Origin of the sequence: Thalassospira indica (assembly GCF_003403095.1) — a bacterium.
GTDB classification, from domain to species: domain Bacteria; phylum Pseudomonadota; class Alphaproteobacteria; order Rhodospirillales; family Thalassospiraceae; genus Thalassospira; species Thalassospira indica.
This window is the reverse complement of sequence record NZ_CP031555.1, coordinates 653,237-675,715: the sequence shown is the minus strand read 5'-3', so window position 1 is coordinate 675,715 and position 22,479 is coordinate 653,237. Positions and strand designations below refer to the sequence as shown.

Annotated in this window: 22 protein-coding genes; 6 read left to right on the top strand and 16 right to left on the bottom strand. The window is 56.0% G+C overall.

Going from position 1 to position 22,479, the window contains the following annotated elements; translation table 11 throughout:
- Positions 1 to 81 precede the first annotated feature (81 nt).
- The gene (locus DY252_RS03190) at positions 82 to 1,305 is read right to left on the bottom strand and encodes a urate hydroxylase PuuD (RefSeq protein ID WP_231959629.1); all 1,224 of its coding nucleotides are present in this window, start codon (positions 1,303 to 1,305) and stop codon (positions 82 to 84) included.
- A 253-nt stretch (positions 1,306 to 1,558) separates the two neighbouring features.
- Here DY252_RS03190 and DY252_RS03185 point away from each other — a divergent pair, with 253 nt between their 5' ends.
- Positions 1,559 to 2,470, top strand: coding sequence for a LysR family transcriptional regulator (locus DY252_RS03185; RefSeq protein WP_064787645.1), 912 nt, complete (start codon positions 1,559 to 1,561; stop codon positions 2,468 to 2,470).
- A gap of 55 nt (positions 2,471 to 2,525) precedes the next feature.
- Here DY252_RS03185 and DY252_RS03180 read toward each other — a convergent pair whose 3' ends face one another.
- The 4 genes from DY252_RS03180 to DY252_RS03165 all read right to left on the bottom strand — a co-directional run bounded on the left by DY252_RS03180 (position 2,526) and on the right by DY252_RS03165 (position 5,811).
- Positions 2,526 to 3,563: a histone deacetylase family protein gene (locus DY252_RS03180; RefSeq protein WP_064787647.1), complete on the bottom strand. Its 1,038-nt coding sequence runs from the start codon at positions 3,561 to 3,563 to the stop codon at positions 2,526 to 2,528.
- Between the two features lie 78 nt (positions 3,564 to 3,641).
- Positions 3,642 to 4,811: a methyl-accepting chemotaxis protein gene (locus DY252_RS03175; protein WP_064787649.1), complete on the bottom strand. Its 1,170-nt coding sequence runs from the start codon at positions 4,809 to 4,811 to the stop codon at positions 3,642 to 3,644.
- Between the two features lie 45 nt (positions 4,812 to 4,856).
- A complete protein-coding gene (locus DY252_RS03170) occupies positions 4,857 to 5,390 on the bottom strand; it encodes a PAS domain-containing protein (RefSeq protein ID WP_064787651.1) in 534 nt (177 codons plus the stop codon).
- A gap of 208 nt (positions 5,391 to 5,598) precedes the next feature.
- Positions 5,599 to 5,811 (bottom strand): hypothetical protein, encoded by a 213-nt coding sequence (locus DY252_RS03165; RefSeq protein WP_129542669.1) that lies wholly within the window; start codon positions 5,809 to 5,811, stop codon positions 5,599 to 5,601.
- Between the two features lie 39 nt (positions 5,812 to 5,850).
- Here DY252_RS03165 and DY252_RS03160 point away from each other — a divergent pair, with 39 nt between their 5' ends.
- Positions 5,851 to 6,213 (top strand): hypothetical protein, encoded by a 363-nt coding sequence (locus DY252_RS03160; RefSeq protein WP_064787653.1) that lies wholly within the window; start codon positions 5,851 to 5,853, stop codon positions 6,211 to 6,213.
- A gap of 83 nt (positions 6,214 to 6,296) precedes the next feature.
- Here DY252_RS03160 and DY252_RS03155 read toward each other — a convergent pair whose 3' ends face one another.
- From DY252_RS03155 to uraH, 9 genes are all read right to left on the bottom strand, one after another.
- Positions 6,297 to 7,364: a BMP family ABC transporter substrate-binding protein gene (locus tag DY252_RS03155; protein WP_064788260.1), complete on the bottom strand. Its 1,068-nt coding sequence runs from the start codon at positions 7,362 to 7,364 to the stop codon at positions 6,297 to 6,299.
- A 226-nt stretch (positions 7,365 to 7,590) separates the two neighbouring features.
- Positions 7,591 to 8,511, bottom strand: coding sequence for an ABC transporter permease (locus DY252_RS03150; protein ID WP_064787655.1), 921 nt, complete (start codon positions 8,509 to 8,511; stop codon positions 7,591 to 7,593).
- Positions 8,511 to 9,590: an ABC transporter permease gene (locus DY252_RS03145; RefSeq protein WP_129542668.1), complete on the bottom strand. Its 1,080-nt coding sequence runs from the start codon at positions 9,588 to 9,590 to the stop codon at positions 8,511 to 8,513. Before DY252_RS03145 ends, DY252_RS03150 begins: the two co-directional genes overlap by 1 nt.
- Positions 9,577 to 11,184: an ABC transporter ATP-binding protein gene (locus DY252_RS03140; RefSeq protein WP_231959672.1), complete on the bottom strand. Its 1,608-nt coding sequence runs from the start codon at positions 11,182 to 11,184 to the stop codon at positions 9,577 to 9,579. Before DY252_RS03140 ends, DY252_RS03145 begins: the two co-directional genes overlap by 14 nt.
- An 87-nt stretch (positions 11,185 to 11,271) precedes the next feature.
- The gene (locus tag DY252_RS03135) at positions 11,272 to 11,745 is read right to left on the bottom strand and encodes a nucleoside deaminase (RefSeq protein WP_197482545.1); all 474 of its coding nucleotides are present in this window, start codon (positions 11,743 to 11,745) and stop codon (positions 11,272 to 11,274) included.
- Between the two features lie 104 nt (positions 11,746 to 11,849).
- Positions 11,850 to 12,890, bottom strand: coding sequence for a xanthine dehydrogenase accessory protein XdhC (gene xdhC, locus DY252_RS03130; RefSeq protein ID WP_064787664.1), 1,041 nt, complete (start codon positions 12,888 to 12,890; stop codon positions 11,850 to 11,852).
- Positions 12,891 to 12,893: 3 nt separating this feature from the next.
- Positions 12,894 to 15,299, bottom strand: coding sequence for a xanthine dehydrogenase molybdopterin binding subunit (xdhB, locus tag DY252_RS03125; protein WP_064787666.1), 2,406 nt, complete (start codon positions 15,297 to 15,299; stop codon positions 12,894 to 12,896).
- Positions 15,292 to 16,788, bottom strand: coding sequence for a xanthine dehydrogenase small subunit (gene xdhA, locus DY252_RS03120; RefSeq protein ID WP_064787668.1), 1,497 nt, complete (start codon positions 16,786 to 16,788; stop codon positions 15,292 to 15,294). Before xdhA ends, xdhB begins: the two co-directional genes overlap by 8 nt.
- Before the next feature lie 8 nt (positions 16,789 to 16,796).
- Positions 16,797 to 17,150 (bottom strand): hydroxyisourate hydrolase, encoded by a 354-nt coding sequence (uraH, locus tag DY252_RS03115; protein WP_033070534.1) that lies wholly within the window; start codon positions 17,148 to 17,150, stop codon positions 16,797 to 16,799.
- A 435-nt stretch (positions 17,151 to 17,585) separates the two neighbouring features.
- Here uraH and puuE point away from each other — a divergent pair, with 435 nt between their 5' ends.
- From puuE to DY252_RS03095, 4 genes are read left to right on the top strand one after another with little or no spacing between them, the layout of a single operon-like run.
- Entirely contained in the window at positions 17,586 to 18,500 is a 915-nt protein-coding gene (gene puuE, locus DY252_RS03110) for an allantoinase PuuE (RefSeq protein WP_064787670.1), read from the top strand.
- Between the two features lie 23 nt (positions 18,501 to 18,523).
- Positions 18,524 to 19,051 carry a 2-oxo-4-hydroxy-4-carboxy-5-ureidoimidazoline decarboxylase gene (gene uraD / locus DY252_RS03105; protein ID WP_064787672.1) on the top strand — a complete coding sequence of 176 codons (528 nt, stop codon included), beginning with the start codon at positions 18,524 to 18,526 and terminating at the stop codon, positions 19,049 to 19,051.
- A 57-nt stretch (positions 19,052 to 19,108) separates the two neighbouring features.
- On the top strand, positions 19,109 to 20,125 hold the full coding sequence (gene alc / locus DY252_RS03100) for an allantoicase (protein ID WP_064787674.1): 1,017 nt from the start codon (positions 19,109 to 19,111) through the stop codon (positions 20,123 to 20,125).
- Between the two features lie 12 nt (positions 20,126 to 20,137).
- Positions 20,138 to 20,644 carry an ureidoglycolate lyase gene (locus tag DY252_RS03095; RefSeq protein ID WP_064787676.1) on the top strand — a complete coding sequence of 169 codons (507 nt, stop codon included), beginning with the start codon at positions 20,138 to 20,140 and terminating at the stop codon, positions 20,642 to 20,644.
- A gap of 70 nt (positions 20,645 to 20,714) precedes the next feature.
- Here the strand turns inward: DY252_RS03095 and DY252_RS03090 are convergent, their stop codons facing one another.
- Together DY252_RS03090 and DY252_RS03085 are read right to left on the bottom strand one after the other, a co-directional pair.
- Positions 20,715 to 21,518, bottom strand: coding sequence for a tetratricopeptide repeat protein (locus DY252_RS03090; RefSeq protein WP_231959630.1), 804 nt, complete (start codon positions 21,516 to 21,518; stop codon positions 20,715 to 20,717).
- A gap of 161 nt (positions 21,519 to 21,679) precedes the next feature.
- Positions 21,680 to 22,462: a succinate dehydrogenase iron-sulfur subunit gene (locus DY252_RS03085; RefSeq protein WP_008888450.1), complete on the bottom strand. Its 783-nt coding sequence runs from the start codon at positions 22,460 to 22,462 to the stop codon at positions 21,680 to 21,682.
- Positions 22,463 to 22,479 lie beyond the last annotated feature (17 nt).

Below are 22,479 nucleotides of genomic sequence, written 5' to 3'. Positions count from 1 at the left end.
CGACCTTAAAGCAATCCGTCAACACAAAGGAGCGGTCGTGCATTACGACCGCTCTTTCCTTTGGATCTCGTTCCTGTTTGCTTATTCCGGCATGCCTGCCCGGATCCACTGGCCAAGCTGCGCGCGTTCCTCGTCGGTCATTTCCGTCATATTGCCAAGCGGCATGGCCCGGCCAATAACCGCCTGTGCGAGAACACGCTGCGCATTTGCTTCGATCTGGGCCAGATCATCAAACATCACGCCTGCCGGGGCTTCGTCAAAGCCCTCGTCACTCGGGTTCGCCGAATGGCAGGTCGAACAGCGGGTCTGGACGATCGCTAGGGCATGATTGGCGGTAATAACATCTTCATCGGCACGCTTGACCGCATTCGGATCATAGGATGCAAACATCGCAAGGATCGCCATACCGACCGCAGCCGACGGAAGCTGCCATGCAATCGCCTTGCCGGTGCCGCCAGCATTGCGCGTGTTAAAGAAATGGCGCACCAACCCACCGATGATCAGGATCAGGCCGACAATCAGCCAGGACTGATCATGGGAAAACAGCATCGAATAGTGGTTGCTGATCATCATCAGCAACACCGGCAGGGTCAGATAGTTATTGTGCGTTGAACGCTGCTTGGCCTGCAGGCCCAGTTTCGGATCGGGCTTTTCCCCGGCCATCAGGCTGGCGACGACCTTTTTCTGATTGGGAATGATGATGCGAAACACGTTGGCGGCCATGATCGTGCCAATCATCGCACCGACATGGATGAACGCACCCCGCCCGCTAAACACATGGGTAAACAGATAGGCGGCCGCCATAATCAGGATAAACAGGGCGACGGCCAGCTTACCGGTGCTTTTGCCAATCGCGCTTTTGCAAATGATGTCATAGATCACCCAACCGGCAAACAGGCTGCCAAGCCCAATCAGGATCGCATCCATCTTGGTCAGTGCAAGAACGCTTGGGTCAATCAGATAGCTTTCGGCACTCCAGTAATACATGGTCACCAAAAGTGCGAAGCCGGTAATCCAGGTGAAATAGGCCTCGTATTTGAACCAGTGCAATTCTGCGGGCATGGAACTGGGTGCCACCATCCATTTGTTCACATGATAGAACCCGCCGCCATGCACCATCCAGGCTTCGCCGTAAACGCCTTCATCCATGCCCGGACGCTTGCGCAAGCTCAGATCCAGCCACACGAAATAGAATGAAGACCCGATCCAGGCGATGCCTGTAATCAAATGCGCCCAGCGCAGGATCAAATTGATCCAGTCCTGAAACAGAATATCCACGGTGCTTGAAACCTCCGTCTCGCCCATGCGCGGTTTCCGGCGCGCTGGCAGCCCTGCCTTGATGATGATGCCCGGGACTTTTGAAGTCGCTCTGATGGCTTTATCCGGGTTCAATCCAGTCGATCTGTTTCCTAACACAGTCACCCGACCGGCTCTATTATTTAGGGGTTGAGCATAATCAAAATGACTTTCAAATTAATCTTTAAAATGGCACAGTGTGCCCGCCAATTTGCACGTAGAATAATGCAAAAGACTTCAGACATCAGGAGCTTCCCGCGCCATGTCCGACTTCGAGGACATTCAGATTTTTGTCCGTGTTGCCGAACTTGGCAACCTTTCTGCGGCCGGGCGTGAATTGCGTCATTCGGCCGCTGTGGTGTCAAACCGGATCGCCCGCCTTGAAGAACGTCTGGGGGTTCGGCTGCTTAACCGCACAACGCGGCGGGTCAACCTGACGACCGAGGGTGATGTTTATTACCGGCATTGCCTGCGCATTCTGTCGGAAATGCAGGAAGCCGAAAACGCGATTGCCAATCAGAAAAACACCACACGCGGCCCGGTCACGCTGACCTGCCCGGTGGCGTTCGGCAACAAGTTCGTCGCCCCGATCATTCCGAAATTCGTCGAACAGAACCCGGATGTGCAAATCCGCCTGCATCTGTCCGACCGGCTTCTTGATCTGCTGCAAGACAAGGTCGATCTTGCCATCCGCATTGCCGAGCTTAAGGAAAGTTCGCTGATCGTGCGCAAGCTGGCTTCTAACAAACGCATGCTGGTCGCAAGCCCGGATTACCTTGCAAAGAACGGTACACCCAAGGTGCCTGCCGACCTTCTGAACCACAATTGCCTGCTGCTGCGCTTCCCGGGATCACAGCAATATCAATGGACCCTGCAAGGGCCGAATGATGAACCGCCAGTAACCTTGGCGGTTGCCGGTTCCATGGATTCCGATAACAGCGAAGTGCTGACCCGCTGGTGCCTTGACGGTCACGGCATTGCCTTGAAATCCGATTGGGAAATTGGCGAATACCTGCGCGATGGCCGCCTCAAACGCGTTTTGCCCGAATACCAGCCACCGTCGCATGCGGTCTATACGCTGTATCCGGAAAACCGATATCTGCCGACGCGTGTCCGCGCCTTTGTTGATTTTCTGGTGGCGGAATTTGGCGGCGCGCCGCCCTGGGAACGCTGAACAAAAAAAGCCCCGCACTTATTGTCGGGGCGTTTTGTATTCTGCCCTGCTTGGCCTAGCTTTTGGCAAGCTCAAGATACCCCTTAAGAACCGCGGCCACATTGTGCCCGATCACATCATGGGCATAGCCGCCTTCCATGGTGAATATGGTTTTAAGCCCCATCCGACCTATCATCTGACCGATACGGTTGAAATCATCGGTCTGGAGCTTGAAGTCACAGATCGGCTCGGCCTCGTGGGCATCAACACCAAGCGCCACCACCAGCGCATCGGCCTGCCAGGTCAGAAGTTTCTGCATTGCCTTGGCAAACCCCGCACCCCAGCCCGCGAAATCACTGCCACCCGGCAGCGGGATATTCAGGTTCGCCCCTTGCCCGTCATTGCGCCCGGTTTCATTGGCATAGCCCATGAAGAACGGGAACTGATGGGTCGGGTCGGCATGGATGGATATGGTCAGGACATCGCCACGTTCATAGAAAATATCCTGTGCACCGTTGCCGTGATGGTAATCGATATCAAGGATCGCAACCTTTTTCGCACCCTTGGCAATCATGTGCTGGGCCGCGATGGCGGCATTGTTCAAGAAGCAATATCCACCATATCGGTTGGCATGGGCATGGTGCCCCGGCGGACGGGTCAGGGCAAAGGATGCTTCGCCTGTGCCCCATGTCGCCTCGGCCGCCGATATTACGGTTTGCGCCCCCCAATAGGCCGCACGCCATGTGCCTTTGGTAATCGGTGTATCAGAAGAAAAGGCATATTCGCCAAGACGCGCGCTGATATGTTCGGGCTTGCCGCCGGAAAAACCCGCGGTCGGCCAGACATAGGGGAAAGCATCACCACTTTTCCCCGCCTTGGTCCATTCATCCCAGGCATTTTCCAGGAAATCGATATAGTCCGGATCGTGGATCGCGCGGATCGGGTTCATGCCATGATCGGTCGGATCAACAAGCTGTGCCTTGATGGCATGCGCCACCGCATCGCGAATGATCGGAATGCGCCGGGCATTCTCAAAACATGGCACCATGCGTCCGTGATGCATTTCGCCGGCCCCATCATGGGCATCGTGGCGCGAATTGAAGAAAACCCGCATGGCACCGCTCTCCTGACTGAAAATCCTGACCGGGTACCATCATGATGCCCGACGCATCCTGTTGCACGCAGAAAGCGGCTATTTCTTGGCGGTATAAAGCAGCTTTTCGATGGTATCGAGGAACACACCCAACTGATTGCGCAGGCTTTCCGACTGATCGGCAAGACGACTGGCCATGTCGCGCGTGGTATCGGCCGCTTCGCCCGTGCGCCCGGCCATATCGGAAACCACGGTGATATTGTCAGTGACTTCCTGTGCGCCGCTTGATGCCTGTTCGACATTACGCGTGATGTTGGTCGACAGGTTCGCCTGGGTTTCGACATTGCCCGAAATCGTGTCCGAACGTGCCGCCAGATCATCAATCACGCCTGCGATCTCGCGGATCGACCCAACGGATTGCTCGATCGCGGTCTGGATGTCCTGAACCTTTTCCTCGATGCTTTCGGTTGCCTTGCTGGTCTGGTTGGCAAGCCCCTTGACCTCGTTGGCAACCACTGCAAAGCCCTTACCGGCCTCACCAGCGCGCGCAGCCTCGATCGTCGCATTCAGCGCAAGCAAGTTGGTCTGAGCCGCAATGTCGCGGATAAAGCTGACCACTTCGACGATTTCACCAGCAGCCGCTTCCAGCTGTCCGATACGACCATCGGTTTCCTGGGCAAGGCCGTTGGCTCGGTTGGCAATTTCAACCGATTCACGCGCCTGTTCGGACACATTTCGGATTGCCTCGTTCAGCTCTTCGGATGCGGCCGAAAGTTCGCTGACATTGGCCGCCGTCTGGCGGGCCGCTGCGGCAACGTTGGTTGAACGCGAACTGGTTTCATGGGCGATGGAATTGGCGTCCCCGGATGCCTCAGAAAGGGCAGATGCGGCATTGGCAATGTCATCAACCGCGGCAAACGAACCGCTTTTGAATTCATCAAGAATGTCGGCAAACCCGGAAAGTTTCTTTTCGATGGAGGCACTTGCGGCATTAATCCGCTGGGCCGAAGAAAGGTAATCCCCGACCAGCCCGGTTTCGACAATGCGGCGGTAATAACGGTTTTCGGAAACCGCCCCCATGGATGCCGCACTTTCGCGCAGGAACGCATCATTGCGGTCAATCAGCCGGTTGATCGCAATAAACAGTTCGCGCATGTCAGGATGACTGTCGACATTGGTAATGCGGGCTTCGTAATCACCGTCCGCTGCGGCCAGAACCACATCCAGTGCCTTTTTGATACCCGATTTTGAACCACCGAACAGAGACATTAGAACCTCAAACCTTGCATTTTCGGGAACCGCCTTTGGATCCCCCTAGAGACTTTGGATAAACTCGTCGTACGACATGCCCATATCAGAAAGCTTCTGTGACAAGGCCTCGGATGCTGCCTTCATGCCGTCCTTGCGATTGGGCAGACTTTCCTCGATCTTGCGGAGTTCCGCATAGAGAGGAATGATCGTTTCGCTCAGAACCTTTGGATCGGGCACCCGGCGGTTGGAATGGTATCCAATCACCTTGTGACTGGCATCAAAGGTCGGCGTCACATGGGCATAGACCCAATAATGATCCCCATTGCTGGCCATATTCACGACATAGGCAAAAATCTCGTGACCGGATGATATCCGGTCCCACAAAAGCTTGAAAACGCAGCGCGGCATATCCGGATGTCGGATCAGCGCATGCGGCTTCCCCAAAACCTCACCTTCCGAATAATCAGAAAGGCGCAAAAACACCTCATTGGCGTAGGTAATATGCCCTTTGAGATCCGTCTTGCTGACGATCAATTCTTCCGGTTTGAAATGACGTTCCCGCCCAGAAGGCTGAATGCCTGAAGGCTTTTCACTCACCTGTAAGACCCCGATACTTTATTTTTATTTCCAAACATGCTCGCAATTTCGGGCTGCGGGCACGATGAATTACTCAATTATCATGTGAAAATGATCGTGCGAAGCTAAATATTATTTTTCCACATGTTTCATTCTCAATACCTAACACAGTAATCTGGAATTATTATTGGATAAAGTATTATCCGATTAGTAGATATTCAACCTACGCTCACCATTTTTCTTTCTGCGCCAACCAAGGATTTCCAGTATCGGCAATCCGGGTGACATGCTCGAAACGGGATAAAATCGCATTGATGATCTGGCAGGAAACTGGCCCGCCCGTTGAACTGGGCCCGGCTTTGTGGAACGGCATCTTCATCACGCCGATCGACAGCCTGCTGTCTGTCAGTTCATGAATTAAGCAACTTTGTAACGATTTCATGTATCATCGCAGCAAACAGGAACCGTCAGGGACACACCGATGTCGAAAGATCTTCGGAATTTTCCATATCGTGTCGTTATTCACGAGAAACATTCCGCCCAAGCTGTGCTGGACTGGCTCGACATCAATGTCATGAGCAAGAACTGGACGATGGGCATTCGGAATATCGAACTCCCGCGTGGCGGTCAGAATGCCCCGATTGTCGATATGGTGATCTATTTCAATCGCCGCGAAGACATGGAACGGTTCCGCGACAAGTGGGCCGGTAAAACCCGCGAACACAAGGTCAAGCTGTATGGCTGGCGCGCAGCACTCTATGCCCTGCGGCACCCAAAAACCGAAATGATCGCCTATGAAAAGTCAGACGAACCAACCCGGCCCAATCCAAAGAAGCCGACCTGACAAACCGTCATAAGAAAAGCCCCGCGCAAGCTAATGCACGGGGCTTCGTCATTTAACCGATCCGGACGGATCGGAAATCCGACTTATTTCGGCAGTTCTGCGTCGATGCCCTGAATGTACCAGTCCATGCCAAGCAGCATGCCATCATCCGCAACTTCGCCTTCTGCAACGCGCAGTTCGCCTGCCTGGTCATAGATCGGGCCGGTGAACGGGTGGAATTCACCCGATGCGATTTTTGCTTCGGTTTCTTCTGCCAGCGCTTTCACGTCGTCAGGCATGTTGGTGTAAGGTGCCATGTCGACCATACCGGAATCAATACCACCCCAGGTGTCCATGGACTCCCATGTGCCATCGGCAACGGCCTTGGCGCGGGCAACATAGTAGCTGTCCCAGTTATCAACGATGGCGGTCAGCTGTGCCTTCGGTGCGAACTTGATCATGTCAGACGCCTGACCGAAACCAAGAACGCCACGGTTTTCAGCAACCTGAAGCGGTGCCGGGCTGTCGGTGTGCTGAACCATGATGTCTGCACCCTGGTCAATCAGGGCCTTGGCAGCATCGCCTTCCTTGCCCGGATCATACCAAGTGTTTGCCCAAACGATTTTGACCTGCACGTCCGGGTTAACCGACCAAGCACCCATCATGAAGGAGTTGATACCACGGACAACTTCCGGGATCGGGAAGGAGCCGACATAACCAACGATGTTCGACTTGGTCATTTTACCGGCGATCACACCAGCAACATAACGGCCTTCATAGAAACGTGCGGCATAGGTCGACAGGTTGTCAGCACGCTTGTAACCGGTTGCATGTTCGAATTTGACATTCGGGAACTGCTTGGCAACTTTTTCGGTCGGGTTCATGAAACCGAACGAGGTGGTGAAGATCAGGTTGTGGCCGGTCTGGGCCATCTGACGGATCACGCGTTCAGCATCTGCACCTTCCGGCACGCTTTCGACATAGCTGGTCGATGCGGCATCGCCGAGTTCGGCTTCGATGGCCTGACGGCCAATGTCATGACGGTAAGACCAGCCATGGTCACCAATCGGGCCGACATAGATAAAACCGGCCTTAACGTCTTCGGCCTGGGCTGCACCCATGCCGGTTGCGAGGGCACCAACAGCCGCAACGGCGGCAAGTGTGCGCTTCACGAGGCTTGCATTCATAGTTTCAGTCTCCCTGTTAGACACTCAATCAGGACTTATACTGACTTCCTGATCGCAATCAATGACACGTTCCTGCACAAACCAAATCTCAGACAAACCGGCCAAGCCGTGCCCGGCTTGTGTGAGGTTTGGCAAGCACAGTCTTCCTCCCGTCGTCGGGCCGAAACATCATTTGACGTGTTCCGGTCCCGCAGTTAAGGCCGCCGAAACCCTATTGGGCGGCCCTGAACGCCTGACCAATACAGGCCGGCGCATTCAGTCTGATTTTCGCGCGGTCGCTGGAAATAATCACCAGCACGATCACAGTCGCCAGATACGGCAACATCGACATGAACTGGCTGGGCACATGAATGCCAGCCCCCTGCGCATGCAACTGCATCACCGAAATCAGGCCAAACATATAGGCCCCGGCAACCAGACGCCCCGGACGCCATGTGGCAAACACCACCAGCGCCAGCGCGATCCAGCCACGCCCAGCCGTCATGTTTTCCGCCCACATCGGCGTATATGAAAGCGACAGATACGCGCCACCAAGGCCCGCCATCGCCCCGCCAAACATGGTGGCCAGATAGCGGATCTTGATCACCGAATAGCCAATCGCGTGCGCCGAATGATGGGAATCCCCAACCGCCTTAAGAATGAGGCCCGCACGCGATTTGGACAGGAACCACGCGATGCCAATCACAACCGCGATTGACAGATAAACCAGAAAGTCCTGCCCAAACAGGATCGGGCCGATGATCGGAATGGCACTGATGCCCGGGATCGAAAGGGCAGGCAGCGGATCAATCGCAAAGCCAACAAAGCCCGATCCGACAAGGGCTGAAAAACCAACCCCGAAGATCGTAAGCGCAAGCCCCGTCGCCACCTGATTGGCCATCAGCGTCAGAGTCAAAAATGCAAAGATCAGCGACATCAATGTGCCCGCCACAACAGCAGCCAGAATGCCAAGAGAGGCCGATCCGCTTGATGCCGTCACCGCAAAACCGGCAATCGCGCCGACCAGCATCATGCCTTCAACACCAAGGTTAAGCACACCGGATTTCTCGGTAATCAGCTCACCCGATGCCGCCAGCAAAAGCGGGGTCGAGGCGGTGATCACGGTCAGGATAAAGGGAACAATCCATTCCATTATGCGGTTCTCCCTTTTGCCGCGATGGAGCCGAAACGAATGCGGTATTTGGTCAAAACATCACTGGCCAGCAGGAAGAACAGCAAGATCCCCTGAAAAAGACCGGTCACAGCATTGGGCAGGCCGAGTGTAATCTGTGCCAGTTCGCCCCCCAAATAGGTCAGCGCCATGATCAAACCGCCAAACAAAATGCCCACCGGATGCAACCGGCCAAGGAACGCCACGATAATCGCGGTAAAGCCATAACCCGGCGAGATCGATGGCTGAAGCTGCCCGATGGGGCCTGACACCTCAAACAAACCGGCCAGACCGGCCAGCGCACCACCCAGAAGAAGGGTAAACCAGACCATGCGTTTCTGACGGAACCCGACATGGCGGGCGGCCTGCGGCGCCTTGCCGACAACGCGCAACTGGAACCCGATCACCGATTTTGACAGCAACAACCAACCGGCAATCACGACAAACACGGCAACGGCCGTACCAAGATGTACACGCGATCCTTCAAAGATGATCGGAAGCAAACCGGCATCCGGGAACGGCCGAGATTCCGGGAAGTTGAACCCTTCCGGGTTACGCCACGGACCATGGACAAGGAAGCTTAAGAACAGCGTTGCGACATAAGTCAGCATCAGGCTGGTCAGAATTTCATTGGCGTTAAAGCGCGTGCGCAACAGTGCCGGGATCGCGCCCCAAAACGCACCGCCCAGCGCGCCCAGGACAAACATGGCCGGCATCAAAAGCACGCTTTCGCTGTCATGGAAATAAAGCGCCAGACCACCGCCGAAAATCGCCCCCATGGTCAATTGGCCTTCGGCCCCGATGTTCCAGACATTGGCCCGGAATCCCATGGCAAGACCGACCGCAATGATGACAAGCGGGGTCGCCTTCACAAACAGCTCGGAAATACCATAGCTGTTATTGATCGGCAGAATGAAGAACGTATAAAGCGCGTCAAACGGGTTCTTGCCCATAAAGGCAAAGATGATCCCGCCGACGACAAGCGTCATAAGGATTGCCAGAACCGGCGACAGATAAACCATCGCCTGGGAATGCTGGCGACGGGGTTCAAGCCTGACCAACGCGACCTCCTTCAACTTCCATGTCGTTCGCCGGGGTCGCGTTGCCTTCAAGATCATGAAGGCCCCCCATCAACAGACCAATTTCCTCGATGCTGACATCGGCCATCGGACGCGGTTTGGACATTTTGCCCTCCGCCATCACCACCACCGAGTCACAAATGGCATAAATCTCGTCCAGATCCTGCGAAATTACCAAAACCGCCGTGCCCTTGGCTGCCAAATCGAGCAATGCCTGATGAATGGCACTGGCCGCCCCGGCATCCACCCCCCAGGTCGGCTGGGAAATCACCAGAACACCCGGGTCCTGCAAAATCTCGCGCCCGACGATAAATTTCTGAAGGTTGCCGCCCGAAAGTGATCCGGCCTCGGCCCCAGAACCGGTGGTACGCACATCAAAAGTCTTGATGATGTTATCGGCAAATGACTTGGTCGGGACTTCGCGGATCAAGCCACGGGCCGAAAGCGCCATGCGCCGGAATGCCGTCAAAAACCCGTTTTCCGAAAGGCTCATGTCCGGTACAGCACCATGGCCGTTGCGTTCTTCGGGAACGAACGTCGCGCCCAGTCGACGGCGGCGGCGCGGGCCGAAATGCGCAACCGACTTGCCATCGATCTTGATGCTATCGGGTGCCGCTTGCTGTTCGGTTTCACCGGCAAGGGCACGGAACAGTTCGTTCTGGCCGTTCCCGGCAACCCCGGCAACGCCCATGATTTCGCCACCGCGCACCTCAAGATTAATCCCCTTAAGGTCGGTACCGAACTGTTCATCGCTTTCAAGCGACAGATTGGAAACCGCAAGCCGCACATCGCCAAATTCGCGGGATTTACCACGATCCGGTGCGGTCAGTTTCTGGCCGATCATCATTTCGGCCATCGATTTTGCGGTTTCTTCGCGCGGGTCACAGCCGCCGACAACCTTGCCACCACGCAGCACGGTCGCCTTTTGGCAAAGCGCCTTCACTTCATGCAGTTTGTGGCTGATATAAAGGATTGCGCAGCCTTCATCGGCCAAACGGCGCAGGGTTTCAAACAGCTTTTCAACTTCCTGCGGTGTTAAGACCGAGGTGGGCTCGTCCAAAATCAGAAGCTTCGGGTTCTGAAGCAAACACCGCACAATCTCGATGCGCTGACGTTCCCCAACCGAAAGCGTATAAACATGGCGATCAGGATCCAGCGGCAGGCCATATGTCTTTTCGACCTCAAGCACCTGCTTGCGCAGTGCATCCATATCGCGCACGTCATTCATCGCCAGCGCAATGTTCTCAAGCACCGTCATGGTTTCAAACAGCGAGAAATGCTGGAAAACCAGACCGATCCCCATTTCGCGCGCGTCATGCGGGCTTGCGATCGTGACCGGCTTGCCTTCCCAGATCAGTTCGCCTTCATCGGCCTGCAGCACGCCATAGATGATCTTTACAAGCGTACTTTTTCCCGCCCCGTTTTCACCAAGCAGCGCATGGATTTCACCAGGCTCGATCCGGAAACTGATATCGTCATTGGCGAGACACCCCGGAAAGGCTTTGGTCACACCGCGCACTTCAAGCTGCGCAGGACCTGCCCCCTTCATGGCTTCTGTCCCGGTTTCACCGGTCATTGACGTCACTGTTGCCACCCCCATTTAGCGATATGTCTTGCACCCGACACGCGGTTTTACCGCATAACGCATTGCAGTCAAACGGTCTCAATATTCGATCTTGTCGGTTTTGGCATCCCAGGCGGCAAACACTTCGCGCGCCTCGGGCAAATCGACATGCACAATTGGCAAGGAACGATCATTGATCGATTTTGCCACCTCATCATACAGGAACTGATCATCAAAACCGATGGCAGCAGCATCTTCGCGGCCATTGGCATAATAGATCTTGTCCAGACGGGCCCAATAGATCGCCGCAAGGCACATCGGGCAAGGTTCGCAACTGGTATAGATTTCACATCCCGACAGATCAAACGTGCCCAGTTTTTCACAAGCTGCGCGAATGGCGCTGACCTCTGCGTGGGCGGTCGGGTCGTTTTTGGACGTGACGTTGTTCCATCCTTCTGCAATCACTTCGCCCTTGCGAACGATGATTGCCCCGAACGGACCACCGCATCCCTCTTCCATTTTTTGCCGCGACAAATCCACGGCATGGCGCATATGGCCCTTGGCGTCACACACAGCCAAACTCTCCTCTACGAAACCTCTGGCCCGGTTTCCCGAACCACCTGATCAGGCCGTCATTGCGCGGCCCTTTATCATTAATAGTGCCCTCAAAGAAGGCCTTAAGCGTTGCCCAACCCGTCTGATGCGGATTTTGGCGTTTGCGTATTTGCCATCTGTGCTTCGCGCACCGACAATACCTGTGCGGCAACCGATGCCGCGATCACGGCGGGCTGTTTGCCGCTAATGCCTTGAATTCCAATCGGTGAGGTCAGACGACCGATCTCAACCGCGCTCAACCCCCGATCAGAAAGACGTCGGACAAAGCGTGCACGCTTGGTTTGGCTGCCAATCATGCCAACAAAACCAAGATCCCCCCGCACCAAAGCCGCCCGACAGATATCGAAATCAAGCGCATGGTTGTGCGTCAGGATTAATACATGCGCCCCGGCCGGGATATCGGCGACCTCGGCTTCGGGCTTATCGCTTTGACAAACCTGAACATTTTCGCCTTCAATACCCGCAAGAAACTCATCACGCGAATCGATCAGATGAATGTCAAACGGAAGCGGTGCCAAGGCCTCCACAACCGCCTTGCCAACATGCCCGGCACCAAAAATCCACATCGGCGTGCGCGCGTCATCAAGGCGCAAACACAGCGTTTCTAACCCATTAAGCGTCACTATCCCGCCGCGCGCAGCCCCGAGAGTTTCCGATAACATCCGGGCATGCGTACCACTGACCCGCGCAATGTCATTACAATCGGTCGGTACGGTTACCCAATGGCCATCGGCACGGGTCGGTGCCGTCTCGATCTCTGTCAAAACACTGCGCAGCGTCTCTTTCGCGACATCATCCAAAAGATGGAAACCAACCTCGACCGATCCACCGCAACACTGCCCAAGCCCCGGCCCCAACGGAAACCGCACGATCTCGCCAAGGGTTACTGTATCGACACCTTGGGCAAATCCGTCACGCACCCGGCGTGTGACCTGATGTTCAAGGTTACCGCCCCCAATCGTGCCCGAAATCGCATCCGGCGTGATCAGCATGAAGGCCCCAACCTCGCGCGGGGTCGATCCGCGAATGGCCGCAACACTGACCAGCATCACCGGACCGGGTTGGGACAACAGCCTGATATGATCGCGCCGCGACAGGGTCATGACCTATTCCCCCGCCATTGAATGGGCCGCATCGGCAGAATGCGCGTTCTCGATCATGCGCTTGGCGCAATCGGCCACGGCATGCAAGACCGCCTCAGGCGTTGCCGGAGTATCAAGGACCGGGACAACCTTGTGATTGGCGACCGAGGCCACCGCATCGGCAATCGCCCGATGCACCGAAATCGCCAGCATCAAGGGTGGCTCACCAACTGCCTTGGACCGGTGAATGGTTTTTTCAACGTTTCGTCCGGACGACCACAGCTCCATACGGAAATCTTCCGGTCGATCTGAACAAGCCGGGATTTTATAGGTCGACGGCGCATGGGTGCGCAGCCTGCCCTTGTCATCCCACCACAGTTCCTCGGACGTTAGCCAGCCCATCCCCTGAATGAAGCCGCCTTCAATCTGCCCAAGGTCAATCGCCGGGTTCAACGACCGGCCGACATCATGAATGATATCAACCCGCGTCACCTTGTATTCGCCGGTCAGGGTATCAATCACGACTTCCGAACATGCCATGCCATAGGCAAAGTAATAGAACGGCCGTCCCGATGCGCTTTCGCGGTCATAATGGATTTTCGGCGTCGCGTAATAACCCGTGGCCGACAGCGACACACGCGCCAGATAGGCCTGCTTGATCAGATCGGCAAAGGCGAGCACTTCCTTGTCGCCGACAATGACCTTGCCCGGCACAAAGCGCACAGTACTTTCCGCCACACCATATTTCTCGGCGGCAAAGGCAATCAGCCGGTTCTTGATCGTCATCGCCGCATCGCGTGCGGCCATGCCGTTCATATCCGCCCCGCTGGATGCGGCCGTGGCAGATGTGTTGGGCACCTTGCCGGTATTGGTCGGGGTGATCTTGATCTGATCCAGATCGATCTGGAATTCCTCGGCCACGACCTGGGCGACCTTGATAAACAGGCCCTGGCCCATCTCGGTCCCGCCATGGTTCAGATGTACCGATCCATCCTGATAGACATGGATCAGCGCGCCCGCCTGGTTCAGGAACGTGGTGGTAAAGGAAATCCCGAATTTCACCGGCGTCAGCGACAGGCCCTTTTTTAACACCGGGCTTTCGGAATTGAATGCCGTAATCTCTGCCCGGCGCTTGCGATAGTCGCTGGCTTTCAGGATATCGTCTGTCAGTTCCGGCAAAACGTTATCTTCGACCACCATGTGATAGGGCGTCGTATTGCGATCTTTGGTATCGTAATAGTTGGCAATCCGCACATCCAGCGGATCACGGCCAACCGTCATCGCAATCTCATCAATGATCCGTTCAATCGCCACCATGCCCTGCGGCCCGCCAAAGCCCCGGAAGGCAGTATTGGACACAAGGTTGGTCTTGCAGCGGTACGACCTGATTTCGACATCGCCAAGGTAATAGGCATTGTCGGTATGGAACATCGCCCGGTCGGCGATCGCCGCCGACAAATCAGCCGAAAAACCGCAATTGGCGGCATATTGGATATCCAGCCCGCAAATCCGCCCGTCATCATCAAAGCCGACATCATAATCGACAATGAAATCATGGCGCTTGCCGGTCATGACCATGTCGTCATCGCGGTCCAGACGGAACTTGGCCGGGCGTCCTGTTTTGGTCGCAACGATGGCCGCCAGTGCCGCCCATTGCATGGCCTGCGTTTCCTTGCCGCCAAACCCGCCACCCATGCGGCGCACTTCGACCGTCACCGCATTGGCCGGACGGCCCAGTACATTGGCAATATTATGCTGCACCTCGGATGGATGCTGGGTGGAGCAATGCAGCAACACATCACCATCCTCACCAGGAATGGCAAAGCTGATATGGCCTTCAAGGTAAAAATGATCCTGCCCACCAATATCCATCCGACCAGTTTGGCGATGCTTGGCACGCGAAAGTGCGGCCTTGGCATCGCCCTGCTTCATCACATGCGGCGGCGCGACAAAAAGCTGTTTTTCCAATGCCTCGGCAACATCCAGAACAGCCGGCAGTTCTTCATATTCGATCTCGGCCAGTTTTGCGGCGGCACGGGCCTGCGCGCGGGTTTCCGCCGCCACGCAAAAGACCGGCTGACCATAAAACTGCACGATGCCATCGGGCAAAACCGGCTCGTCATGGGTATGCGCTGGCGAAACGTCATTTACACCGGGGATGTCATCGGCGGTCAGAACGCACACCACACCGGGCGCCGTGCGGACCTTTGACAGGTCCAGTTTGGTGATCTTGCCATGCGCAATGGTTGCCGCACCCGGTGCCAGATGAAGCGTGCCAAACGGCTCATTGATGTCATCAATATAAACCGCTTCGCCCGCCACATGCTTCGGGCCGCTATCATGTTTGGAGCTTGACCGTACCCCACCGCTTAGGCCTGCGGTCGGTGCAATCACCTCGTCATTATCGGCTTTTAAAACCTGATCAGACATGGGCCGCCTCCTTGCCAACAAGGCGGGTGGCAACTTCAGGCGCACTGGTTTCGATAAACAGCTTGGTCAACAGGTTCTGGGCCACCAACATGCGATATTCCTTGGAGGCACGCATATCACTCATCGGCTCAAATTCGCTGGCCAGCGCCATTTGTGCGGCATTAAGGCTGGCTTCATCCCAGTCCTTACCGATCAGGGCCGCCTCGCATTTTTTGGCCCGCATCGGCGTGCCTGCCATGCCACCAAAGGCTGCGCGGAATTCGACAACCTTGCCGGCATCGTCGACCTTGATGGCAAAGGCCGCCAAAACGGCCGTGATATCCTGATCAAACCGTTTGGAGATTTTATAAGCCTTGAACACCAGCCCACTTTTGGGTTTGGGCACGATCACGCTTTCAACAAACTCGCCCGGATGGCGGTCCTGTTTGCCATAGGTGATAAAGAACTCTTCCAACGGCACTTCACGCCGAACATCGCCCATGCGCAGCACGATCTTCGCACCCAATGCAATCAGGGCTGGCGGCGTGTCACCAATCGGCGAACCGTTGGCAATATTGCCGCCCACAGTCCCGGCATTACGGATTTGCCGTGATCCGATCCGGCGCACCAATTCACCAACATCACTTGCCACCCGCCCCAGCGCGTCGTGCGCCCGGCTATAGGTCACACCGGCCCCGATAATCAGCGCATCTTCGGTTTCATAAACCGATTGGATATCGGCGACATCGCCAATGTAAATGATCGGATCAAGACGCTTGAGCATCTTGGTCACCCAAAGCCCGACATCCGTTCCCCCGGCCAGAACCGTCGCATCCGGATGCGCCACCAGCAGTTCGGCCAACGCATCAGATGTGCGCGGCGCAAAATAACGCCCCGCAGGATGTTCAAGCGCAAGCATGCCTTCATCCGCGACCATTGCCGTCAATCTTGCGGCAATATCTGCACGGCGTTTTTGCTCGGCACTGTCATTGGCGGCAACACTACCTGCCTTGCGCGCGGCCTCGATAATCGGGCCATAACCGGTGCAACGGCACAGGTTCCCGGCCAGCGCATCATTGATCGCACCCCGGTCATCCTCGCCACCATCAAGCCACAGCTGATACAGGCTCATGACAAAACCCGGCGTGCAGAAACCGCATTGCGACCCGTGGGTATCGACCATCGCCTGCTGCACTGGATGCAACGTCCCGTCTTCGGATTTAAGATGCTCGACGGTCAAAAGCTGCTTGCCATCAAGGGTCGGGACAAACTGGATGCAGGCATTAACCGTGCGGTACGCCATCCCGCCATCGCCATCCGGTTCGCCCAGCACAACCGTGCAGGCCCCGCAATCCCCCTCGGCACAGCCTTCCTTGGTGCCGACCTTGCGCTCCGATAGGCGCAGATATTCAAGAACCGTCATCTGCGGATCAACATCACGCAGGCTGCGTTCCTCGTCTCCCAGCAGGAAACGGATATCAGAACGAAGGGATCCGGTCGCACTTGCCATGTCTGACCTCAGCTGCCGCGATAGGTGGAATAGCCAAACGGCGACAGCAACAGCGGCACATGATAATGCGCCTGCCCGTCGGAAATCCCGAACCGGATCACCACCTGATCCAGGAATTTCGGATCGGGAAGCTCGGCACCGCTGGCATCCAGATAATCGCCCGCATGGAAAACAAGCTGATACTGCCCCGGTTTGAACGAGGCGCCTTCAAGCATCGGCTTGTCGGTGCGGCCATCGGCATTGGTCACGGCCTCGGCAACCATGTCATCATGGCCATTGCCAAAGCGATGCAGCTCAATGCGGATTCCGGCAGCCGGGCAGCCTTTTGCCGTATCCAGTACATGGGTGGTCAGTCGTCCCATGCCGGGCCTCCTCTCTCATTCTCTTAATTTTATGAGCGGTCGCTTCTCCCCGGGAACGGCATTCTGTTTATGAAGTTTTGTGCCGAACCATTTTTAAGCGATCTAAAATCGTCGCATTACACCCCGTCCGGGGGAAAGAGGCGATAACGTGAAACTATATCAACAATTCTTTGAAAAACGAATACAGCAGTTTCAGGCACTATGAACGGAAACACAGGCAAAACGCCTTGATAGACCGCGAAAAGCGTGGCTCAAATCTGATCCCGTCCAGGAACATTATCAAAACAGCCTTGATAGTGCGGCACGTCGTTGGCTTAGCATCCACAGGTTTCTTTCTTGCTGCGCCGCGGCCGATGGTTAATGCTACACCAAACAGGCCCGACAACAAAGCCGGGCGTACGGGATCAATCCCACAGAATTCAGGAGAAGGTTCGCATGAACGACCAGACATATGCGCGTGATTTGATCGGCTATGGGGAAAACCCGCCCAAAGCCAACTGGCCAAACAAGGCGCGCGTCGCGGTGCAGTTTGTCCTGAACTATGAAGAAGGCGGCGAAAACTGCATCCTGCATGGCGACAAGGCCTCCGAGGCGTTCCTGTCTGAAATCATCGGGGCCGACATGCGCGAAGGTGTCCGCCATATGAGCATGGAGTCGATCTATGAATATGGTGCGCGGGTCGGTGTCTGGCGCATCCTGAACCTGTTTCGCGAACGCCAGATTCCAATCACGATCTTTGCCGTTGCCATGGCCCTTGCCCGCCACCCAAGGGTCGGTGAAGTCGCGATGAAAGACGGTCACGAGATTTGCTCGCACGGCTATCGCTGGATTGATTATCAATACATGCCTGAAGATCAGGAACGCGAACACCTGCACAAGGCGATTGAAATCATCAAGGATGTGACGGGCGAACGCCCACTCGGTTGGTACACCGGCCGCACCAGCCCCAACACCCGCCGTCTGGTGGCAGAAGAAGGTGGCTTCCTCTATGACGCCGATGATTACAGTGACGAACTGCCATTCTGGAGCACCCAGACCGAAACGCCGCACCTGATCGTGCCCTATACGCTTGATGCCAATGACATGCGCTTTGCCGCCATGCAGGGCTTTAATTCCGGCGAACAGTACTTCCAGTACCTCAAGGACAGCTTCGACACCCTGTACGAAGAAGGCAGCGAAACCCCGCGCATGATGTCGATCGGCTTGCATTGCCGCTTGGTCGGGCGTCCGGGCCGGTTCGCAGCGCTCAAGCGCTTTGTTGATTATGTCCAAAGCCACGACAATGTCTGGTTTGCCCGCCGGATCGATATTGCGCGCCACTGGCGCGAACATCATCCCTTTGGCGGCTGATTAAAAAAGAACACAAGGTCCCAATGACAGAAACCACTCAATCCCTGTTTGAAACCCGCCCGCCCAGCACACTCGCCGAGAGCGCGTTCGTGTCGCTTTATGGCTGGGTTTACGAACATTCACCGTGGGTTGCCCATCAGCTTTATGAACGCGGCATCACCAAAAACCTCGATAACTCTGCGGCGCTTGCCGATGCCATGGCGGCCATCGTCAATGGCGCGGTTGATGATGACAAACTGTCACTTCTGCGCGCCCATCCCGATCTGGCGGGCAAGCTTGCGCTGGCAGATTTGACCGAGTCATCACAAAGCGAACAAAAGGGTGCCGGGCTTGATCAATGCACGCCGGATGAACTTGCCCGCTTTACCGAGCTCAATGATCTCTATAAACAGAAGTTCGGCTTTCCGTTCATCTTTGCGGTCAAGGGATATCATCGCACCGACATCCTCGAGGCGTTCGAGCGACGCGTGAAAAACGACCCGGAAACCGAATTCAATGAGGCGATCAATCAGGTTCACCGCATTGCCAAATTGCGGCTCGAAGCGCTGTAAAAGCATCCGAACCGATTTCTGCCATATAATAAACGACTATTTCAGGATAATACGATCATGAGCCATCAGGAAAACAGCGACGCGCCGGAATTTACACGGCGTTTTGTCAATCTCGCCGATGAACGTCTGGGTGCCGCAGCAATCTTTGCGACCGATGATTTCTTCGCTGACAAACAGCGCATGCTGCAAACCGCGGATGCGGTGTTTTATCCTGACCGCTATGACGATCACGGCAAATGGATGGATGGCTGGGAAAGCCGCCGCAAACGTGTCGAAGGCCATGATTATTGCGTGGTGCGTCTGGCAACATCCGGCCGCATTCACGGTGTTGATATCGACACCAGCCACTTCACCGGCAACTTCCCGCCTGCCGGATCGCTGGAAGGATGCTATTGCCCGGATGGTGATCCCGGTGATGACGCCAAATGGGACGAAATCGTCGCCCCGATGGGCCTTGGGGCAAGTGCGCATCATTATGCCGAAGTCACCTCGGATGTGATTTACACCCACGTTCGCCTGCACATCTATCCTGATGGCGGTGTCGCACGTCTGCGCGTTTATGGTCGCCCGAACCGCGACTGGACGGAAATGGCCGCCAAGGGCGAACAGGTTGACCTGGCTGCCATGATCAATGGCGGTGTGGTTGTCGACTGGTCGGATGCCCATTATGGCAACCCGAATGCCATTCTCGCACCGGGTCGCGGGGTTAATATGGGCGATGGCTGGGAAACCCGTCGTCGTCGCGAACCGGGCAATGAATGGCTGATTGTCGAACTAGGCCACCCGGGCGAGATTGAAAAAATCATCGTCGATACCTGCCACTTCAAGGGCAACTATCCTGACCGCGTTTCCATTCAGGGTGCGTTTGTCGATGGTGAAAAGGACAAGTCGCTGCGCGCACGTTCGATGTTCTGGTCGACCATCCTGCCGGAAAGCAAGATGCAGGCAGACCATATCCACGAATTTGATGCATCCGCGCTTACCGTCAATGGTCCGGTCACCCACCTTCGCGTCAACTCGATACCCGATGGCGGCATCAGCCGTTTGCGCATTCTCGGCAAACCGACCAAGTAACGGGGCAAGTTGATGCAGCTTTCCATCGAACATCTGACCCCGGATGCCTTCGCCCCGTTTGGCGAGGTCATCTCAACCGCCACCGCGCGCGATACCTACAAGATCAATCAGGGCACCACGACCCGGTTCCATGATATCTCGCGCGTCGATGTCGGGGATGAGGGCGGCAGCCCCATCATCAGCATCTTTCGCGGCACGCCCCGGCCCAAGCCGATTGAAATCAAGATGATGGAACGCCATCCGCTGGGCTCACAGGCTTTCATCCCGCTATCGGGTCAAAAGTTCCTGATTGTCGTCGCCACCAGCACCGAAACACCCAAGCCCAAAGACCTGCGTGCGTTTCTTTCGGACGGCACGCAGGGCGTGACCTACGCCAAAAACGTCTGGCACCACCCGTTGCTCGTCCTTGAAGAAGACAGCGACTTTCTGATCGTGGATCGCACAGGCCCCGGCAACAACCTCAATGAAGTCGAGCTGCCACTGGTTGATGGCAAAGTCATCACGCTGGATTGGGCGTAACGCAGCAAAGTGACGAAATAACAAAGGCCGGGAATTCCTGGCCTTTTTCTTTTCCTGTTGCGGATACTTATCACTGAGCCGGGGCCGCCGCCCCACCGTTCAGGTCCAAAGCCAACAAGCGCTTCTGAATGGTCTGCGACAGAACCGGACCCGCACCCGCCTCCAATGCGCGCTGGTAGGCTGCCCGTGCCATTTCAGTCTTGCCCATCGCCAGTGCATTGTCGGCGAAATGCGCAATATGCTCGGCCGTCGGCATGGCCTTGTTGGCACGGATAAACACTTCTTCGGCTTCCTGATAGCGTCCCTGCCGATAAAGGATCAGGCCATAGGTATCAAGCGCACCGGGATCATCAGGGGCCACTTGCAGGGCCTGCTTTGACAGGCGTTCGGCCTCCTGCAAATTCTCGCCGCGCACCGCATAATGATAGGCCAGCCAGTTGGCCGCCCCCATATTGCCCTGCCCTGCGGCCTGATAGGCCTCGGCGGTCATGGTATCGCGATAAGACGTAATCACGCTTTCAATCGCACTTTGATCCAACCCGTCGACCCAGGTCAAACCGACCCGCACCGCCTTGCAGCCCTGCGCATTGGCCTGTTGGCACATCGCAACGGCCTCTTCGACCGCGCCAAGAACGGTGGCATTCGGCCCGGCGGCATATTCCTTGCCCGCTTCGTCACGCGCCATCGCCTTGAAATCAATCATTGCCCGATAACGATCATCGACTTTTTCCTGGCTGGGGGCGGCAAACATATCCTGCGCCTCCCACTTGGGCGCGGTTTCCCCACACGCCGAAAGGCCAAGCATCAGGCCAGCAACCATGACGAAACGCAGTGATCTGAAATGAAACGGGCAGCGGTCAAACAAGGTTGTCATTCCCATACTGGTGCAAAAAGCCAGACGCCATCATAGCGCATTTGGGTAATTGTGGGGTTAACATCATGCGACCAAACGAAAAAGCCGCCGGGATCATCGATCCTCGGCGGCTTTAGCAAACTGGCGCAAAACGCCAATATCAGTTCAACACTGCTTGCGGCTTACGCGCGGCGTTCTGCGATCATCTTTTTGATTTCGGTGATCGCAAGCGCCGGGTTCAGGCCTTTCGGGCAGGTGTTGGTGCAGTTCATGATCGTGTGGCAACGATACAGGCGGAACGGATCTTCGAGTGCATCGAGACGTTCACCGGTATATTCATCGCGCGAGTCTGCCAACCAACGGTATGCCTGCAGCAGAACCGCCGGGCCGAGGTAACGGTCGGAGTTCCACCAATAGGACGGGCACGCGGTCGAGCAGGAGAAGCACAGAATGCATTCCCACAGACCATCAAGCTTGGCACGCTCTTCACGCGACTGCAGACGTTCGCCATCCGGCGGGGTCGGGCTGTCGGCCTTAAGCCACGGCTCGATCGAGGCAAGCTGTGCATAGGGCTGCGAAAGATCCGGCACCAGATCCTTGACCACCGGCATATGCGGCAGCGGATAGATCTTTACTTCGCCCTTGATGTCTTCGATCGGCTTCAGGCACGCAAGGGTGTTACGGCCATCGATGTTCATCGCGCACGAACCGCAAATGCCTTCACGGCAAGAACGGCGGAAGGTAAGGGTCGCGTCGATCTCGTTCTTGATCTTGATCAGCGCATCAAGAACCATCGGCCCGCATTTGTCGAGGTCGATGTCATAAGTGTCGGTACGCGGGTTGTCGCCACTGTCCGGATCAAAACGGTAAATCTTGAACGCACGGACATTCTTCGCGTCAGCCGGCGCAGAGAACGTTTTGCCCTCTTTGACGACCGAATTGGCGGGAAGATTGAATTCTACCATCTCTCAAATCCTCTCTT

Excerpts from the sequence above, each read along its gene's own strand:
- DY252_RS03190 (WP_231959629.1), bottom strand. The coding sequence starts at position 1,305 with ATGGGCGAGACGGAGGTTTCAAGCACCGTGGATATTCTGTTTCAGGAC.
- DY252_RS03185 (WP_064787645.1), top strand. The coding sequence starts at position 1,559 with ATGTCCGACTTCGAGGACATTCAGATTTTTGTCCGTGTTGCCGAACTT.
- DY252_RS03180 (WP_064787647.1), bottom strand. The coding sequence starts at position 3,563 with ATGCGGGTTTTCTTCAATTCGCGCCACGATGCCCATGATGGGGCCGGC.
- DY252_RS03175 (WP_064787649.1), bottom strand. The coding sequence starts at position 4,811 with ATGTCTCTGTTCGGTGGTTCAAAATCGGGTATCAAAAAGGCACTGGAT.
- DY252_RS03165 (WP_129542669.1), bottom strand. The coding sequence starts at position 5,811 with ATGAAATCGTTACAAAGTTGCTTAATTCATGAACTGACAGACAGCAGG.
- DY252_RS03160 (WP_064787653.1), top strand. The coding sequence starts at position 5,851 with ATGTCGAAAGATCTTCGGAATTTTCCATATCGTGTCGTTATTCACGAG.
- DY252_RS03150 (WP_064787655.1), bottom strand. The coding sequence starts at position 8,511 with ATGGAATGGATTGTTCCCTTTATCCTGACCGTGATCACCGCCTCGACC.
- DY252_RS03140 (WP_231959672.1), bottom strand. The coding sequence starts at position 11,184 with ATGACCGGTGAAACCGGGACAGAAGCCATGAAGGGGGCAGGTCCTGCG.
- xdhC (WP_064787664.1), bottom strand. The coding sequence starts at position 12,890 with ATGACCCTGTCGCGGCGCGATCATATCAGGCTGTTGTCCCAACCCGGT.
- xdhB (WP_064787666.1), bottom strand. The coding sequence starts at position 15,299 with ATGTCTGATCAGGTTTTAAAAGCCGATAATGACGAGGTGATTGCACCG.
- xdhA (WP_064787668.1), bottom strand. The coding sequence starts at position 16,788 with ATGGCAAGTGCGACCGGATCCCTTCGTTCTGATATCCGTTTCCTGCTG.
- uraH (WP_033070534.1), bottom strand. The coding sequence starts at position 17,150 with ATGGGACGACTGACCACCCATGTACTGGATACGGCAAAAGGCTGCCCG.
- puuE (WP_064787670.1), top strand. The coding sequence starts at position 17,586 with ATGAACGACCAGACATATGCGCGTGATTTGATCGGCTATGGGGAAAAC.
- uraD (WP_064787672.1), top strand. The coding sequence starts at position 18,524 with ATGACAGAAACCACTCAATCCCTGTTTGAAACCCGCCCGCCCAGCACA.
- alc (WP_064787674.1), top strand. The coding sequence starts at position 19,109 with ATGAGCCATCAGGAAAACAGCGACGCGCCGGAATTTACACGGCGTTTT.
- DY252_RS03095 (WP_064787676.1), top strand. The coding sequence starts at position 20,138 with ATGCAGCTTTCCATCGAACATCTGACCCCGGATGCCTTCGCCCCGTTT.
- DY252_RS03090 (WP_231959630.1), bottom strand. The coding sequence starts at position 21,518 with ATGACAACCTTGTTTGACCGCTGCCCGTTTCATTTCAGATCACTGCGT.
- DY252_RS03085 (WP_008888450.1), bottom strand. The coding sequence starts at position 22,462 with ATGGTAGAATTCAATCTTCCCGCCAATTCGGTCGTCAAAGAGGGCAAA.